General features: G+C 55.9%; 17 protein-coding genes. 5 read left to right on the plus strand and 12 right to left on the minus strand.

Annotated elements, in window-relative coordinates:
- Positions 1 to 35 precede the first annotated feature (35 nt).
- Positions 36 to 446, plus strand: a complete 411-nt coding sequence (locus RB_RS26695) for a hypothetical protein (RefSeq protein ID WP_165447228.1) — start codon at positions 36 to 38, stop codon at positions 444 to 446.
- A gap of 239 nt (positions 447 to 685) precedes the next feature.
- On the opposite strand, the gene RB_RS26700 is transcribed toward RB_RS26695, so the two are convergent.
- Positions 686 to 1,480, minus strand: a complete 795-nt coding sequence (locus tag RB_RS26700; protein ID WP_011123928.1) for a glycosyltransferase family 2 protein — start codon at positions 1,478 to 1,480, stop codon at positions 686 to 688.
- A gap of 607 nt (positions 1,481 to 2,087) precedes the next feature.
- On the opposite strand from RB_RS26700, the gene rplA reads away from it, so the two are divergent.
- The 4 genes from rplA to RB_RS26720 all read left to right on the plus strand — a co-directional run bounded on the left by rplA (position 2,088) and on the right by RB_RS26720 (position 5,278).
- Positions 2,088 to 2,765 (plus strand): 50S ribosomal protein L1, encoded by a 678-nt coding sequence (gene rplA / locus RB_RS26705; protein ID WP_007324457.1) that lies wholly within the window; start codon positions 2,088 to 2,090, stop codon positions 2,763 to 2,765.
- A gap of 173 nt (positions 2,766 to 2,938) precedes the next feature.
- On the plus strand, positions 2,939 to 3,463 hold the full coding sequence (rplJ, locus tag RB_RS26710) for a 50S ribosomal protein L10 (RefSeq protein WP_007324458.1): 525 nt from the start codon (positions 2,939 to 2,941) through the stop codon (positions 3,461 to 3,463).
- A gap of 97 nt (positions 3,464 to 3,560) precedes the next feature.
- On the plus strand, positions 3,561 to 3,977 hold the full coding sequence (gene rplL / locus RB_RS26715; protein ID WP_007324459.1) for a 50S ribosomal protein L7/L12: 417 nt from the start codon (positions 3,561 to 3,563) through the stop codon (positions 3,975 to 3,977).
- 356 nt (positions 3,978 to 4,333) lie between these two features.
- The gene (locus RB_RS26720; protein WP_007335559.1) at positions 4,334 to 5,278 is read left to right on the plus strand and encodes a sugar phosphate isomerase/epimerase family protein; all 945 of its coding nucleotides are present in this window, start codon (positions 4,334 to 4,336) and stop codon (positions 5,276 to 5,278) included.
- Between the two features lie 2 nt (positions 5,279 to 5,280).
- On the opposite strand, the gene RB_RS28725 is transcribed toward RB_RS26720, so the two are convergent.
- From RB_RS28725 to RB_RS26775, 11 genes are all read right to left on the minus strand, one after another.
- Entirely contained in the window at positions 5,281 to 5,670 is a 390-nt protein-coding gene (locus RB_RS28725) for a DUF1589 domain-containing protein (RefSeq protein ID WP_011123935.1), read from the minus strand.
- 107 nt (positions 5,671 to 5,777) lie between these two features.
- Entirely contained in the window at positions 5,778 to 6,707 is a 930-nt protein-coding gene (locus RB_RS26730) for an ISAzo13 family transposase (RefSeq protein ID WP_011119850.1), read from the minus strand.
- A gap of 14 nt (positions 6,708 to 6,721) precedes the next feature.
- The gene (locus tag RB_RS26735) at positions 6,722 to 6,994 is read right to left on the minus strand and encodes a hypothetical protein (RefSeq protein ID WP_164922214.1); all 273 of its coding nucleotides are present in this window, start codon (positions 6,992 to 6,994) and stop codon (positions 6,722 to 6,724) included.
- 161 nt (positions 6,995 to 7,155) lie between these two features.
- Positions 7,156 to 8,163 carry a methionyl-tRNA formyltransferase gene (gene fmt / locus RB_RS26740; protein ID WP_011123937.1) on the minus strand — a complete coding sequence of 336 codons (1,008 nt, stop codon included), beginning with the start codon at positions 8,161 to 8,163 and terminating at the stop codon, positions 7,156 to 7,158.
- Complete coding sequence (gene def / locus RB_RS26745; protein WP_007324462.1) at positions 8,141 to 8,746, minus strand: peptide deformylase; 606 nt, start codon at positions 8,744 to 8,746, stop codon at positions 8,141 to 8,143. Before def ends, fmt begins: the two co-directional genes overlap by 23 nt.
- Before the next feature lie 56 nt (positions 8,747 to 8,802).
- Entirely contained in the window at positions 8,803 to 9,843 is a 1,041-nt protein-coding gene (locus RB_RS26750) for an ABC transporter ATP-binding protein (RefSeq protein ID WP_164922572.1), read from the minus strand.
- Positions 9,840 to 10,889, minus strand: coding sequence for an ABC transporter ATP-binding protein (locus RB_RS26755; RefSeq protein WP_164923061.1), 1,050 nt, complete (start codon positions 10,887 to 10,889; stop codon positions 9,840 to 9,842). Before RB_RS26755 ends, RB_RS26750 begins: the two co-directional genes overlap by 4 nt.
- A 32-nt stretch (positions 10,890 to 10,921) precedes the next feature.
- Positions 10,922 to 12,157: an ABC transporter permease gene (locus RB_RS26760; RefSeq protein ID WP_007329702.1), complete on the minus strand. Its 1,236-nt coding sequence runs from the start codon at positions 12,155 to 12,157 to the stop codon at positions 10,922 to 10,924.
- Complete coding sequence (locus RB_RS26765; protein ID WP_007329701.1) at positions 12,154 to 13,083, minus strand: ABC transporter permease; 930 nt, start codon at positions 13,081 to 13,083, stop codon at positions 12,154 to 12,156. The genes RB_RS26760 and RB_RS26765 overlap by 4 nt, the downstream gene beginning before the upstream one ends.
- Entirely contained in the window at positions 13,080 to 15,047 is a 1,968-nt protein-coding gene (locus tag RB_RS26770) for a peptide ABC transporter substrate-binding protein (RefSeq protein ID WP_011123940.1), read from the minus strand. The genes RB_RS26765 and RB_RS26770 overlap by 4 nt, the downstream gene beginning before the upstream one ends.
- A gap of 144 nt (positions 15,048 to 15,191) precedes the next feature.
- A complete protein-coding gene (locus RB_RS26775; protein ID WP_007335565.1) occupies positions 15,192 to 16,385 on the minus strand; it encodes an amino acid aminotransferase in 1,194 nt (397 codons plus the stop codon).
- Positions 16,386 to 16,478: the final 93 nt, after the last annotated feature.

Genomic DNA, 16,478 nt, shown 5'->3' on the forward strand with positions numbered 1-16,478 from the left:
CTCCCGCAACCGCCTTTTCACGGAAGAATAATCTCATGGCTAAGTTTTACGTTCAGTGTGGTGCCCGCTCTTTGGTCGTCGACGCGATGGATGCTGATGCTGCCGCGATGCACAGTGTTGACCTGGCAATGCAACCGCATTTGTGGATTTATGACGACGAAGGATTGACCGATTCGGACCGGCACAGCCACGTGATGCTGGAAGCTTTGATGCACATGGCCACCGAAATTCGGGTCAGCGAACAAGGCTTTGATCGAGTCGACGCCGCTCGTTTCGGAACGCCGGACATGGTGCATCAGTGGCATCAAACGATGGTTGGGCTGGCCCGACTGATGATGGCCGCCGGTTTGGCGTCACGGCCGATGCGTCAACTGGCAACCGCTGCGGTCGGGAAATCTGTTTGCAGCACTCCGCAGGAAGCCGAATCCAAACGCTTGCCTCGGTGATTGGCCGGTTGAAAGCCAACCAGTTTGCAGTTCGCAATCGTCAATATCACTCTTCCGATGGTCGCGTTTTCGTAAGGGATCGCCCTCCCCTCGCTTCGCTCGACCCTCCCAGGGGGAGGGTGATGGAAAACGCTGGTCGGTACAGCACTTAAGGTTGTGTAGTCTCGAAAGTGCGCGGGATTTTTGGGCCCAGTGACGCTCGTGCGGAGTAGGCATGCTCCCGCCGTGCGGTTCGTGGCTCAGCTGGCAGCTCGTTTGCCTTTTTCACCGCAAGGAGAATTGACGTGATCGTTCTCGCCGTTTCGTTTGCGAAAGCGCCCTTCGCGGCAGGCTGAATCGATCGCGTCGTCCAAGACTTGGTTGTAGTAGTTCAGCCGAGTTTCGGCGTGATCCAGAGATCCGCCAAACGATCGTTCGAGGTCCAGGTAGATCAGTGGCACTGGCAATTCAGTGACGTGAAGTCCCGCCGCCGCAGCTTCCACCCACAATTGGAGCGGCATCGCATAGCCGTCGTCAGTGATCTTCAGCTCACGCAGTGCTTCGGTCCGGTAGGCTTTGAAGCCACAAAACGCATCCGTCAGCGAAAAACCGAGTCGGCGGTTGATGTCCGACGTGATCCGGCGATTGATAAACATTCTTTCCTGCGGCGGAGCGTCGTCGCCTTCGAATTCCTTCAGGTAACGGCTTCCGGAAACAATGTCCGCGTGTCGGCCGGCTGCAATGAACTCTGGAATTCCGCAGGGTTGATGTTGTCCGTCGCAGTCCAGTGTCACGACGCCTTCGAAGTTATTTTCGATCGCGTAGGAGAATACGGTTTGCAATGCGGCGCCGTAGCCCCGGTTTTCAGGGTGATGCACGACTGAAACGGAGTCTGGCAAGCGGCTGGCCCAAGCGTCCAAGCGTTCTTGGGTTCCGTCTGTGCTGCCGTCATCAACGACCAACACTTGATCGGTGAACTTCAGCACGTTCTCAAGGACTTCGTCGACGTATTGAGCTTCGTTGTAGACAGGGAGTGCGGTCAGCCAAGGTTTCATGGTTCGTTTCTCTTTCGATTCTCACACGTGCCCAGCGAGTTGCTGGCACGGCGTATTTTTGTTCGCGTTTAGGTCGCTTGCGGAGTTGGTTTGAAAAGCACCTGGCTGGCAGATCGCCAAGGCCAATCGACCGAAGCCTTCCACTTCAAAATGTTGCGGGACTGTCGTGTTCCGCCATGGCAGGATTCTCTCTTGGAAAGCCGATGCATGATCGGCCGCATGTCGATCGGCGGCTCTCGGAGTGCAGGTTGACAGGTGACTTTGCCCCGCCGTCTTTGCGACTCATTTCGATTTGCCGGCGATTGTGACAGTTTTTCCTGCACAATCCCACGATTGCAACCGATGTGCCCCGGTGAAGGCCTCACTTCAAAAAACCAAGAAAAAAATCCGAATCGCTTGGGCTAGTTGAGGTTGACGCTGCTGCTGGCCTTCGCCAAACTCCCCCGCTTCGATTGCGTCCCAGTCTTTTTCTGGGTTCGGTCGTTTAACAAGTGGGAGATTCTGCCGCCGGGCGTTCTTTCAGCCGATTGTATCAGTTGGCTGGTAACAAAGAGTTCGGGCCAGCGTGGAATCGCCATACCACCCGACACAAATGAGTCGTGACTAAATGGGAAAGAAATCCAAGCGGTATCGTGCCGCCCTCGAAAAACAGCCCAAGGAAATGCTTCCATTGGGCAAGGCCGTCGAGGTATTGAAAACATACGACGCCACGAAGTTCGACCAAACGGTCGAAGTTCACATGCGTTTGGGCGTGGATCCAAACCAGGCTGATCAAATCATCCGTGGCTCGCTCGTCCTGCCGCACGGCATTGGCAAGACACAGCGTGTGATCGTGTTCGCTAAAGGCGACGCTGCCAAAGCGGCTGAAGAAGCCGGTGCGGATGAAGTCGGCCAAGAAGACTTGGCCAAAAAGATCAAAGATGGCTGGACAGACTTCGATGTCTGTATTGCCGCCCCCGACATGATGGGATTGGTTGGACCTTTGGGCCGAGTTCTCGGTCCACGTGGTTTGATGCCAAGCCCTCGTGCTGGAACTGTGACACCTGACGTCGGTAAAGTCGTCAGCGAATACAAGGCCGGTAAGGTTGAGTTCCGAAACGACAAGGGTGGCAACGTCCACGCGATGGTCGGCAAGATGAGCTTCGAAGCTAACAAGCTCGAAGAAAACATCGCGTCGTTCGTCGATTTCATTTCGGCGATGAAGCCACAGTCCATTAAAGGCACGTACATCAAAGGCGTGGCGATCTGTGCAACGATGACCCCTAGTGTTCGCGTTGCTACCTAGCTGCACGGGTTGGCCGGATGATTTCGATCGTCAGGCCGTCCCGATCAACCAGCATCATGGCCGAAAGCGTTGGTTTTCAGATTGATGTTGGTGGATCAATGTTTTTTGGTCCAACCCCAAACGATCACATCCAACTGCGGCCAAGGTTTGGCTCTTTCGAGTGAAAAAATCCGATGAGTAAATACGTCAAAGAACTGGTGACTCGCGATCTCAAGCGTCGGCTTGAAGGCGTGGAGGATGCCGTGTTGGTTAACTGCACCGGAATGGATGCAAACACAACCAACGAGCTGCGTGGCGAACTGGGCCAAAAAGACATCCAGATGATGGTTGTCAAAAACTCACTCGCCCGACGCGCCACTGAAGGCACGTCTCTCTTCCCCGCGTTCGAAGGAACGAATGGGCAAGTCGCCGTGCTCTGGGGCTCAAGCGACTTCGTCAGTCTGGTAAAGGAAGCCGTCCGGCTGGACAAGGACAAAGAGAAGTTCGAACAGTTTGTCACCACGGGCGGCGTTCTGGACGGTGAAAAGCTCGATCCAGAAGGCGTCAAAGCGGTCAGTAAATGGCCCAGTCGTGAAGAACAGATTTCTATGTTGGTTGGTCAAATCCTCGGCCCAGGTGCAACACTCAGTGCTGCAATGCTTGGTCCTGGCAAGACACTCAACAGTCAGATCAAGTCCAAGGGCGAAGGCGACGAATAATCGTCTCCGCTCAACCTGCCGGAGCCTTTGTCCTTGCCCCGGCATTTTCCCTGAACCATTTCCGAATCACCTTTTTCGTTTTTGAGGTAGTTTGACTATGTCCGATGAAGCAACCGCTGTCGCAGAATACAGCGCCGAAGCAAAAGAACTGGGCGACAAGATCGCCAACATGACCCTGAAGCAAGCCAAAGAATTGAGCGACTACCTCAAGGATGAGCATGGCATCGAGCCAGCCGCCGGCGGTGGTGCTGTGATGATGGCTGGTCCTGCCGGTGACGGTGGTGGCGCTGCTGAGGTCGAGCAAACCGAATTCGACGTCGTCTTGACCGGTTTCGGCGAAAAGAAGCTGAACGTCGTCAAGGTCGTCAAGAACATCACTGGCGCATCGTTGATGGACGCCAAGAAGATGGTCGAAGGTTGCCCAGCAACCCTGAAAGAAGCCGTCTCGAAAGAAGACGCAGAAAAGGTCAAAGCCGAAATCGAAGAAGCTGGCGGCTCGGTCGAACTCAAGTAGTTCGAAGCCGGATTGGTTCGTTCGGAAATCGGTCAAATCAGTCAATGATCGCGAATTCAAATCTTTGAGTTCGCGGTCATTTTGCTGCGCGGACAGCTGTTGTTCCGCGTCTGATTCGATTCCACATCGGTCAGTGCTTCGTTAGCCCATTCGGCCGTCTTCGTTGGCCGCATTGTGCGATTGAAATCAATTGATTTGCAGCACGGTCCATCTCGCTTCAGCTAGACTGGAGGTCCGGTCTGCCTTTCGATGCTGCGCCACTGTTCCGGTGGTTGTCGTCGCTCGGCGTGACCGCCATTGATTCACCCCATCATGATTTTCACGCCCCACCTCTGAACCGTCAGGAACAGCCCACCATGTTGCCACGTCGTCATTTTTTGCAGTCGCTTGCCGCCACCACAGCCGTTGCCGGAATCGCTGGTTCACGCATGCTGGCTCATGCCCACGAAGGGCATGACCACGATCACGCTCCTTTCAAAATCTCGTTGGCGGAATGGTCGCTGCACCGAACCCTGCGTGATGACTCCGTTGGCATTACCAACTTGGACTTCCCAAAGGTTGCGAAGGAACAGTTTGGGATCGACGCGATTGAGTACGTCAATCAATTCTTCAAGGACAAAGCTCGCGACGAGAAGTATTTGACGGATTTGAAGGGGCGTTGCAGCGACAACGGCGTGAAGAGCTTGCTCATCATGGTTGACGGCGAAGGCCGTTTGGGTGATCCAAACAAAGAGGCTCGCGCGAAGGCGGTCGAAAACCATCACCAGTGGGTCGACGCCGCAAAGTTCCTTGGTTGTCACTCGATCCGTGTCAACGCGGCCAGTGGTGGATCGTATCTCGAGCAAATCGAGTACGCCGCGGACGGGCTCAGCCAACTCAGCGAGTATGCCGCCAAGCAAGACATCAATGTCATCGTCGAAAACCACGGTGGACTGAGCAGCAACGGTGCTTGGTTGGCTGTTGTGATGGAGCGTGTTGGGATGGATAACTGTGGCACGTTGCCTGACTTTGGCAACTTCTTCATCTCACGTGGGAAGAATGCGGACGAGTTTGATCGTTACCACGGCGTGCAAGCGTTGATGCCTTATGCGAAAGCCGTCAGTGCAAAGACGCATGACTTTGACGAGGATGGCAACGAGAAGAACACCGACTACTTCAAGATGATGAAGATTGTCACCGACTTTGGTTACAACGGCTATGTCGGGATCGAATACGAGGGTGGCGGTCTCAGCGAAGCCGAAGGCATCAAAGCCAGCAAGAAATTGCTCGAACGCGTTCGCGAAGAATTGGCCAAGGCCTGATTTCATTCCCAACAATTTGAATGGAAAAACCCGGCGCACCGCGTCGGGTTTTTTTCGTGGTTGGGGGAAGTAGGAAAGGGCCACAGGCGTAGGCCAGGTTCCACCTGGCGATGGTTGCGTGCCGGTGAATGCTGTGCTTGCGATGGCATACGAATCACGCCTCGCTTTGTTCCAAAGCATCGGCTTGGTTGCCATGTGCAACATGGCCTACGAGGGAGAAATGCAAATTGCAAACTGGGCATTGCAAACTGGCAATTGCTGGTCGGTGAGGTCGCGACAGTTTCTGAAGCGAAAGCAATTTGCAATTTGCATTTGTTAATTTGCACTTTGCAATTCGGATCTCGCAAAAAACTCGCGTGACTCGGTGGGGGCCATCGAGCTACAGGTTTCATGATCCACCTGGCGATTGTTCTCCGCCGAGCAAATTTGTTCTCGCGACGGCATGTCGTTTGGACGCCTCGCTTTGTTGGGACGTTCGATTTACAACTTGCGTATTCAACTACTGTGGGTTGAACGTGTAGTTGTAGTCGGGGAGATCTTTGTCGTATTCCACGTTCGGTGGTTTCGGCACTCTTTTCCCGCTCTTGCGAACAGGCTGGAATTCGGGGAGTTCTGCTGTGGTGACGTTCAACCCGGTCTGGGTGGATGTTGATTCAGCAGCCTCTGCTACGTCCGAGGCTGTTGAAAAAATTCGGCCTGAAAACGCTCGTTCGACGTGGCTAAACTCTCGCCGTTCAATCGGATTGTATTTCGAGCAATGAACCGGATAGTGGGCCACCTGAATCGGCAACCCGAGTTCATTGGACAGTTCCTGAAGATGGTGCTTGAGCGTGTTTGAACGGTAGCTGTTGCTGCCACCACAATCACACAAGAGGAGAATTCGCTTGGCCGAGGCGTGCTGGACCGAACCAACTTCTTCCCAGTACCTTTGAAACGATGCCACCGCGAATTCACCGGTGTCGCTACCTGTGGTCACTGTCACGTGCCCCGTGTTTTCTTGCACGTCGTAGATCCCATGCGGTGTGACTTCGCCATCACTGTAAGCTGGTAGATCATGGTCGAGAACTTCCGCTGCCTGATTGGCAATCACGTCGCCGCTACGGTGGACTTCACCCAGCGATTCCTTTCGTTTGCTATCAATACTAAACACAGGATCTCCCGTGTTTTTGTAGTCCTCGATGGACTTCTCGATCTTTTCAAACTGCTCGTCACGGTCGCGACTTGGCGCCTTGGTTTTTGATTTCACCTGCTGGCGAGTCTTGAACCCCATCTCGCCGAGCAAACGAGAAACCACTTCGTTTGCAACCTTGATTCCTCGCTGGAACAATTCTCTGACAATCTCAGCGACCGACAGATGCGTCCACTTCAAGCCAGGCACGGTGGGACTACCGGCAGTATTGTCTTGGATCACTGCCCGCAACTCATTCATGAGTGACGGACAGCTCAGTTCTTTTTTGGGCGGCCACCTCCTTCGACTCGCTGGCGTCCTTCCAGGGGATCACCATCAGCAAGGCTCTCCAGCTCTTTGATGCCACTTGCGATCGTGTTCTCACAGCAGCCAAGTACTTTGGCGATGTAGCGGATGCCTCCGAAAGGAAGCTTCCTGGCTTCGATCGCTGCGTAGCGTCGACGATCCTTCTCGCCGAGAGTCCGAAAAAAGTTTCGCATCTGGGATTCGACCGTTTGGTCGAAGTGGTGTTCCATTGCAAGTGTCATGACACACTCCTTCAAAGTCAAAGATCCTTTCAGTCCATTCGATAACCCCATTGTAACGAGCAGGCGATTTCAGCCGAATGCAATGCTAGCAAAGCGGTTCCGCAAGTTGTAAATCGAACGTCCCTCCAAAGCATCGGCTTGGTTGCCATGTGCAACATGGCCTACGGGGCGATGAGTTGTTGGCCGGCGGTCAGTCGGTGGCCGCGTTTGAAATCGAGCCCGGACATCTCTTTCTTGCCAGCGGGTTGCAGTCGTTCGATGACGACTTGTCCGTCACCACATCCGATGGCCAACCCCTCGTGCTCCATCACTCGGCCGATGTTGCTCGCGTCGGCGGCGTAGGTTTCCGTGCGGACACCGCGTATCGCGACACGGAGCGGCGGTTTGTTTTCGTTCACAACTGTGTGTGTGAACGCGACTGGCCATGGCTGCATGCCTCGGACTAGGCAATCGATTTCGCGGCCCGTTGCTGACCAGTCAATCTGAGCCTCAGCTTTTGATAGTCGCGGAGCCTTGGAAACCTTGGCAGGATCTTGCGGTTCGCCCAGAGGGCCATGCGAGTCGAGTGACTCGATGGTTCGCAGCAATCCGATGGCTTCCCGCGTGGCATCGACTCCGATCTCTGACAAGCGAACTTCCAATTCTCCGGAGGTTTCGTCGTCGCGAATCGGTGTGGTGCGCGAGGCCACGATTGGACCGCCGTCGAGCCGCGGGGTCATGTGGATGACGGACACACCCGTCTCGCGATCACCAGACAGGAGCGCGCGTTGGACAGGTGCGGCACCGCGGTAGGCGGGAAGCAGAGAGCCATGCAAGTTGATCCCGCCCAAGCGTGCTGATTGAAGGGCATCGGGTTTGAGGATTTGACCGTAGTCGCAAACGACCAACAGGTCCGCATTCAGTTCGGTAAGGCTCGCGATGGTCTCGGGATCATTGATGCTGGCGGGAGCATCCACCGGAAGGCCGTGTGATTCGGCCCACTCCCGAACGGGTTGAGGTGGCGGCCCGCCGCGGCTTTTGACGGGCGGCAAAGGGCGCACGAACACGCGAGCGATTTGATCGCCGGTCGAATCCATTTGTTGCCGGATCGCTTCGAACGATGGCACGGCAAATGGACCGGTGCCCATCAAGACGTATCGCAGGGAATCAGCCATTCGACGTGGTTCCACCGGTGTACATGGCTTCCCATTCGGCTCGTTGCTGCGCCAGGGTGGCTTCGTCGGCGATCGAGCCGGTGCCTTGTTTGGATTCGTAATCGGTTTTGAATTCTTCCAGGTGCCCTTCCAAGTCGCGAAGGCCTTCTTCGCCGATGCGATCAAAGAACATGATGCCGTCGAGGTGATCGACTTCGTGCTGGACAACACGTGCCATGAATCCATCGAGGACTTGGTTGATCTCGTTGCCTTGCAAATCGAACCCACGCAATCGAACGGTCTTTGGGCGTTTGACTTGACCGTACAAACCGGGCACGCTCAGGCAGCCTTCTTGAGCGGTGTCATTGCCTTTCGGGCGATCGATTTCAGGATTTAGGATGACCCAAGATTCGCCCTCGTCGCGTTTCCCGGTCGGGTTAGCCACGAACATGCGAATCGGCAGGTCGACTTGGTTGGCGGCCAATCCCACGCCGTCGAACTCGTACATGAGGTCGAGCATTTCGTCGGCCATCGATTTCAGCTTGGCATCCACACGCACGATGGGGCGACTGACGTGTCGGAGTGTCGGATGCGGGAAATGAATGATCGACAACGGCATGATGAAGGTGGCAAAAAGACGAAACGGCGGACGAGTTCAATCAATCCCGCAGCTTATCAAACTTCCGGCGGATCATCACGCTCCCAACATGCCGCAGCGTGCGATCGGTCCGGCAATCCAGGGCGATCGGTCCGGCATCGGTCCACCACGATTGGGCAACGGTCGGCGAACGAGCAACCGGGGTAGTGCTTGTCCGGCGACGGTACTTCGCCTTGCAGCACGATTCGTCGGCGATTCGCGGCGATGGACGGATCGGGCACCGGAACGGCGGACAGCAGAGCCTCGGTGTAGGGGTGTTTGGGGTCCGCGTAAAGTTCCTCTGCCGTGCCCAGTTCGGCGATTCGGCCGAGGTACATCACCCCGACTCGCGTTGCAATATGGCGAACGACGGCCAAGTCGTGGGCGATGAACAAGTACGCCACGCCGAGTCTTTGCTGCAGATCCATCATCAGGTTGATGATCTGAGCTTGGATCGAGACGTCGAGGGCGGACACGGGTTCGTCGCAAAGGATCAGGTCCGGTTGCACCGCGAGGGCGCGAGCGATACCGATGCGTTGGCGTTGGCCGCCGCTGAATTCGTGTGGGTAGCGATTCAGGAACCGAGGGTTCAGTCCCACCAATTCCATCAGCCGAAGGACTTCGAGTTGGCGATCTTTGCCGGAGGCGAGTTTGTGAACGGTCAATGGTTCGCCGATGATGCCGCCGACAGTCATCCGTGGATTCAGGCTTGCGAAGGGGTCTTGGAAAACCATCTGCACGCGACGTCGGTATGGCAGCATCTCTTTATCGGACAGTCCGGCGATCGATTTGCCATCGACCAGAACGTCACCCGACGTTGGATGAACCAGATTGATGATCGCCCGGGCCGTGGTCGATTTACCGCAACCGGATTCGCCGACCAAGCCAAGTGTTTCGCCTTTTGCGATGTCAAACGACACGCCATCGACCGCTCGGATCAAACCTTGTTCAGGATTGAACAACGATCCGCGTCGAAAGGGAAAATGAACCTTCAGATCTTTGACCTGCAACAACGGTGGTTCCGCGGTCGTGCTGCCGGATCCTTCGATCTCAGTGTGAGTGGTTTTGGCCGCATTCATGAAGGGACCTCCACGTGGCACGCCGCGAGGTGAGGTTGCACAACGGGCAAGTTCGCGGCACCGGTTGGTTCTGCTTTCAACTGAAGCGATGGATCGTCACGCTGGCAGACTGGTTGCACAAAGTTGCATCGGGGAGAAAACGAACAACCAAGAATCGGTTCGGACATGTCGGGCGGACCGCCGGGGATCGCAAGCAACTTTTCATGGCGATCGGTGTCGAACCGTGGCAGCGAACCGAGCAAGCCAAGCGTGTAAGGGTGTTTGGGCGAGGCAAACAAGTCGTTGACGTTTGCCTTTTCGACGATGCGTCCGGCGTACATCACCATCACGCGATCCGCGACGCCAGCGACGACACCCAAGTCGTGTGTGATCAGGACAATTGCGGTGCCCTTGCGTTCTTGTAGATCGGCGAGCAAGTCCATGATCTGGGCTTGGATGGTCACATCGAGTGCGGTCGTCGGTTCATCAGCGATGAGAAGTTCCGGTTCGCAGGACAGCGCCATCGCGATCATCACGCGTTGACGCATCCCGCCACTGAATTGGTGTGGGTAATCGCGAAGACGTTTTTCGGGAGATGTGATGCCAACCAAACCCAACATGTCCACCGCGCGAGCGGCCGCTTCTTTCTTCGTGAGGCTCAAGTGCAACCGAGTCATTTCGGTCATTTGCTGCTCGATGGTCATCAAAGGATTCAACGCTGTCATCGGATCTTGAAAAATCATCGAGACGTGTCGACCGCGAATGCTTTGTAGTTCACGGTCACTCATCTTCAGAAGATCGCGACCTTGGAACAGCGCCGTTCCGGAATCGACTTGGCCCGGCGGTTGTGGGATCAGTCCCATCATCGCCAAGTTGGTGACGCTCTTTCCACTGCCAGATTCTCCAACGATGGCAACAGTTTCTCCTTCCCGGACATCAAAAGATATACCGCGGACGGCTTGGACCTGCCCCTCATCGGTTTTGAAGCTGACCTTGAGATTTGAAACTTGGAGGAGCGGTTCGCTGCTCTGGCGAGGGGCGTCGCCTGCGTCTTTCGATGCGGTCATTGAGGGGTGAGCTTGTGATCCGGGGGCTGGGTTCATCGGTTTTTCATCTTTGGATCCAATGCGTCACGCAAACCGTCGCCGAGGAAGTTCAAAGCAAACAACGTCGTGGCCAATGCGGCACCAGGGAAAATCACCACCCACCAGAAAAGTTTGACGCTGGAGAGTGCTTCCACGCCGTCGTTGAGCAGCAGACCCCACGACACATCTGGTGGAGCGACTCCCAAACCCAGGAACGAGAGGAAGGCTTCGAACAGCATCACCGCGGGGATGGTCAAGGTCAGATAGACGATGACAATACCGAGCACGTTGGGCACCAAGTGTCGAAACACGATTCGCATTGGCGATGCACCAATCGTGCGAGCTGACTCGACAAATTGTTCTTGTCGAAGCGAGAGAACTTGTCCACGAACGACGCGTGACATGGTCAGCCAATAGATCGCACCGATGATGATGTAAAAGATCATGATTTGGTCGATGCCATAGCTTTCCAGCCAAGCCTTCACGCTCTCTTCGCCCAGGAACGTGACCAAGTAGATGACGACGAAGATGAATGGAATCGAGTAAAGCATGTCGACGATCCGCATCATGGCCGCGTCGATCCAGCCACCAAAGTAGCCGGCGATTGCGCCATAGCTGACCCCGATCATCAAGCTCACCAACGTCGCCACCAAGCCGACGACCAAAGAAACACGCGCGCCCCAGAAGACTCGTGCGAGCAAGTCGCGACCGAGTTTGTCCGTTCCGAAGATCGAAGGGATCGCGTAGTCGCCAAAGATCGCGACGCGAATTTGAACCATCTTGAACGAGACGCTGCCGAGTTGGTTCCAAAGTTGATTGAACGGATGCTCGACTCGGATTCGGTCTTGGATTGACTTGAATTGCTCGGCCTGTTTGAGCGGATCTTGGGTCGCCAAGGCCTCCGCGGTCTCCGCCGCGATCTCGGCTTCAAAGAGAGCCAGTTGGCTGGTCAATTTCCCGTCCGCGAATTTCAATCCGTCGCGGGAACCCATCGTGATCGGTTCAAACGATGGCGATAGAAAACGTCGGTTGTTGAGGTCTTTGTCGAGCGGGCTTTGCAGCGGCAGCATCGGCGTGAGAAAGGCAATCAAGCCAAGGCTGATCAAGAAAACCAGCGAAGCCATGGCGGGACGATTGCGACTCAATCGACGCCATGCATCTTTCCAAAGCGAGACGCCACGAATTTTGCGGGATTCCTCCAGCAACTTCGTGAGCGCTTCTTCGTTTTTGCGTGAATCGGGAAGGTTCATTCCAGTTCGACTCGCGGGTCAATGACAGCGTAGGCCAAGTCAACGATGGTGTTCATCACAAACAGCAGCACGGTGTAGGTCAGGACCATGCCCGTTGCCAGCGTGGTGTCACGCTGGGTCGCGGCATAGATGAAGTGGCTGCCCATGCCGGGTAACGCAAAGATTTTCTCGAGGACCAATGACCCGGTCAGGACACCCGCCGTGGCCGGACCGAGGTAACTGACAACGGGAAGCAACGCACCGGGCAGTACGTGTTTGATGATCACGGTGCGTTTGGGCAGTCCCTTGGCAAACGCGGTTCGAACATGTTCGCGGCTGAGCGATTCCAGCATCCCAGCTCGGGTCAGTCGAGCGATGTAAGCCGCAACGGGAAGCCCCAAACACAACGCCGGCAAAGCGACTTGTCGCAGCGTTCCCCAACCCGCCGCAGGGAACAGTGGGATCAAGAACACAAACAAAAGAATCGCGATCGACGCCAAGACAAAGTTAGGAATCGCGATGCCAAGAACCGCCGTTGCCATCATCGCAACATCGGCCACGGTGCCTCGATAAACGGCCGAGATGACTCCCGCCGAGACACCCAGAATGATTGCGAAGACCAAGGCAAAGATGGCCAGCGATGCGGAGACCGGGAAGCCTTCCGCGATGACTTGATTGACGCTGTAGTCTTCCAGCTTGATTGACCAGCTGAGGTCACCTCGGCTGAGGATGCCCCACATGTAATCCCAGTATTGCTGCAGTGGTGGTGCATCGAGGTTGTACCGAGCTCGCATCTGTTGCTCGATCGCGGGAGGCATCGCGCGCTCGGCGCTGAAGGGGCTGCCCGGCGCGGCGCGCATCAGCACAAACGAAACGGTGTAGACCGCCCACAGCGTGATGGCCATCCAGCCGAGGCGTCGGATGAGGAATCCGAGCAAGTCTTTCATGGCGTGGGTTCCAATCGAATCGTTTGAAACGGGTGCGTGTCTTGCGGTGTCGGAAACAAACCCTTGACGTAGGGTTTGTAAATATTGCGTCCGACGTAGTAGTAGATTGGGATCGCGGGCAACTCATCGGCCCAGATTGCTTCAGCTTCGGCCAGCAATTCCATGCGTTTGACTTTGTCCGATTCGGACGCCGCTTCGGAGAGCAACTCGTCGTAGCGAGGGTTGTCCCAAGCCGTGTTGTTCTGAGGGCTTTCGCTGAGAAAGAGATCCAGGAACGTATTCGGGTCGGGGTAGTCAGCGTTCCAAGCGGCTCGCGAAATGTCGTACTTCTGTTGCTGACGTTTGTCGAGGAAACTGCCCCATTCCATGTTTTGCAGATCCGCTTTGACGTTCAGGTTGTTCTGCCACTGTTGCTGGATGACTTCGGCGACCGCTCGATGACTTTCGCTGGTGTTGTAAAGAATCGTGAACTTGGGAAACCCACGACCACCGGGGTAGCCCGCTTCGGTGAGCAGTTCCTTAGCCTTTTCCAGTGATCCTGGATCACCTTTGACTTGGGTGTAGCCAGCGATCCCGGGTGGTACCAACGCGAATGCGGGCTGTTGTCCAGCTTTGGTGACTTCACGAACGATCTGCTCGCGGTTGATCGCCATCGAGAGTGCTTTGCGAACTCGCACGTCGTCCAGCGGCGGGCGTTTGGTGTTCAGTTCGTAGTAGTACACCGACAAATAAGGTGCGCCGTGATAATCGTCTCGTTTGACGAGTTCTTCCATCAAGGTAACCGGCGGATCGGTGACCCAATCCAGTTCGCCGGTTTCGTACATGTTCAGCGCCGTGTTGTGGCTTTCAACCGAAAGAGCGTCGATCGTTTCGACTTGCACGGAGTCAGCGTCGTACCATTTCTCATCTTTGACCAAGCGGACTCGATCGCGCAGTTTTCGCAAGCCAATCTTGTAGGGGCCGCACGTGACGATATTCTCGGGCCGCGTCCACATCGGTTTGCCATGCTCTTCGATGCAGTGGCGCGGCACCGGGAACAATGGGTAGTAGGATGCTAGGTAAGGAAAGTACGGAAGCGGGTCGCGAAGGTGGACAATCAACGTGTAATTGTCAGGAGCCTCGACACCACCGAGTTGATCGAAGGCGACTAAAACGTAATGAGTCCGCTGCGTGTCTTCTTTGGCCAGAGGCGTTTGCAGGTTCTTTGTGTAGGTGACTGTTTCGGTGACGTCGTCCCAAAGAATTTTGTCTCCGTCCTTGCGAGCCAGATCGACTGTATAAAGCCATTCGGCTTCCCAGTCCGCGGTGATTTTGGACTTCTCTTCCTTCGTGGCGTCTTCGGGGACATTGGGCTTGGGCGGTTTGTCCAGCGCCTTCAGCGTTCCGTGAACGATCGTGCCACGCGGGAAAGTCTGAGGTGCCGGTTCGCTGTCGATTGTCTCACCTGGACGGTCCCACAGTTCAACTTCGACTTTGTCGCCCGGTTTGACTTCGCCCGTTGCGTAGGCCTCGGCGTTTTGAACGCCAAAGAGCTGAAAGTTGTATTCGCAGGCGGTTTCTGGATGCAGCATTCGCGTCCATGACCAGACAAAATCGGCGGAGGTGATTGGCACCCCGTCGCTCCAGGTGACATCGTCCCGCAGATGGAACGTGTAGGTCATGTTGTCGGGCGAGACTTCGTAAGACTTCGCGATGCCCGGTTGAGGTGTCATCGGTTGGACGCCGGTTTCCGGATCGGGATCGCCTTCGGGCAACTCTTCCAGCAACCCGGTGAAGATGTTGAACAGAATCCGGCTCTCGGGTTGGCCGGTCGCTCGGTGTGGATCGAGCGTTTTGGGGTCGGTGCCATTCTGAAAGCTGAATTCAGCAAGCGGCATCTCATCAAATCGAGACGCCCAGATCAGGGACACCATCACCACGATGGCGGCCAGGATCAAAAACGCTCGACGAAGTTCCAAAGGCATGGCGGCATATCAGGAAGGAGGGAAACAGGGCGTCCGCATCATGTTCCGTCTGCAATCAATTCCGGTGGTGGTCATCCATCAACAGAGCATCCGGCGCGCGCCGGGCTGACTGAAGGATGACCTATTGAACAAGCATCTGCTGTTCTATCGCAATACCGCCGCCACGGCATTGCACAACCATTCCATCTTCGATTCGTTCATTCCGGCGACGTTGATTCGACCGCTACCGACCAGATACACGCCATGTTCGCTTCGCAGTTGGTCGACCTGCATCGGTGACAAACCACTGAAAGAGAACATGCCTTTTTGGTCCAGCAAGAACGAGAAGTCTTGGTCGACTCCCGTCGCGGCCATTCCATCAACGAATTGTTTTCGTAGGGAGGCGATCCGAGTTCGCATTTCGGCGAGCTCTTCGTGCCACATTTGGGTCAGTCCCTCATCGGCCAACACAGTGGCCACGATCGCGCCGCCGTGCCGAGGTGGGTTGCTGTAGTTGGCTCGGACGACTCGTTTGAGTTGGCTGAGAGCGGCTTTGGTCGTTTCGGCTGACCCGGATACCAAGCACGCTGTTCCAACTCGTTCGCTGTACAGGCCAAAGTTTTTGCTGAATGACGAGCAGACGATGGCTTCATCCATCTGTCGCAGAATCGTGCGCACACCGATGGCGTCTTCGTCCAGGCCTTCGCCGAACCCTTGGTAGGCAAAGTCCAGCAATGGGATCAGTTTCTTTTCGGAGACCACGCTCGCGATTTGTTCCCACTGTTCCGGTGTCGGGTCGACTCCGGTTGGGTTGTGGCAGCACGCATGCAGCAGAACCGCATCGCCGGCCTTGGGTTTGGTCTTCAGGTCTTCGATGAGTGCGTCGAAGTCCAGCGTCTTTTTGTCAGACGCCAGGTAGGAATACGTTTCCACCGGCAGTCCGGCCGCGGCCATGATCGCGTTGTGGTTGGCCCAGGTTGGCGTGGGCAAGAAAATTCGTAGCGGTCCGCACTGAGTGGCCAGGAATTCTGCCGCCACACGGAGGGCTCCGGTTCCGCCCGGCGTCTGAACCGCTGCCACTCGCTCGGCAGCGATTTGGTCGGAGAAGATCAATCGGCGGGCGGCTTCGCGGTAGTCCGGCAGGCCGTCGATCGAGAGGTATCCCTTGGTCGATTCTGTATCCAACAGCCGTTTTTCGGCTTCTTTGACGCAGCGAAGCACGGGGGTGGTGCCGGAAGCGTCTTGGTACACGCCCACGGACAAATTCATTTTGGTTTCGCGTTCATCGGCTTTGAACGCTTCGGTCAGTCCCAAAATGGCGTCGGGCGGGGCAACGGAGATGGAGTCGAATCGGTGCACTGGGAAACCGAAATCTGCGGGGAGGTGGGGGTGTCGGCGTCACATTGGGCCGACGGAGCCACGAGAATAACTACCAAGCCGGATTTCGCCTAC

This window comes from Rhodopirellula baltica SH 1 (genome assembly GCF_000196115.1).
Taxonomy (GTDB): Bacteria; Planctomycetota; Planctomycetia; order Pirellulales; family Pirellulaceae; genus Rhodopirellula; species Rhodopirellula baltica.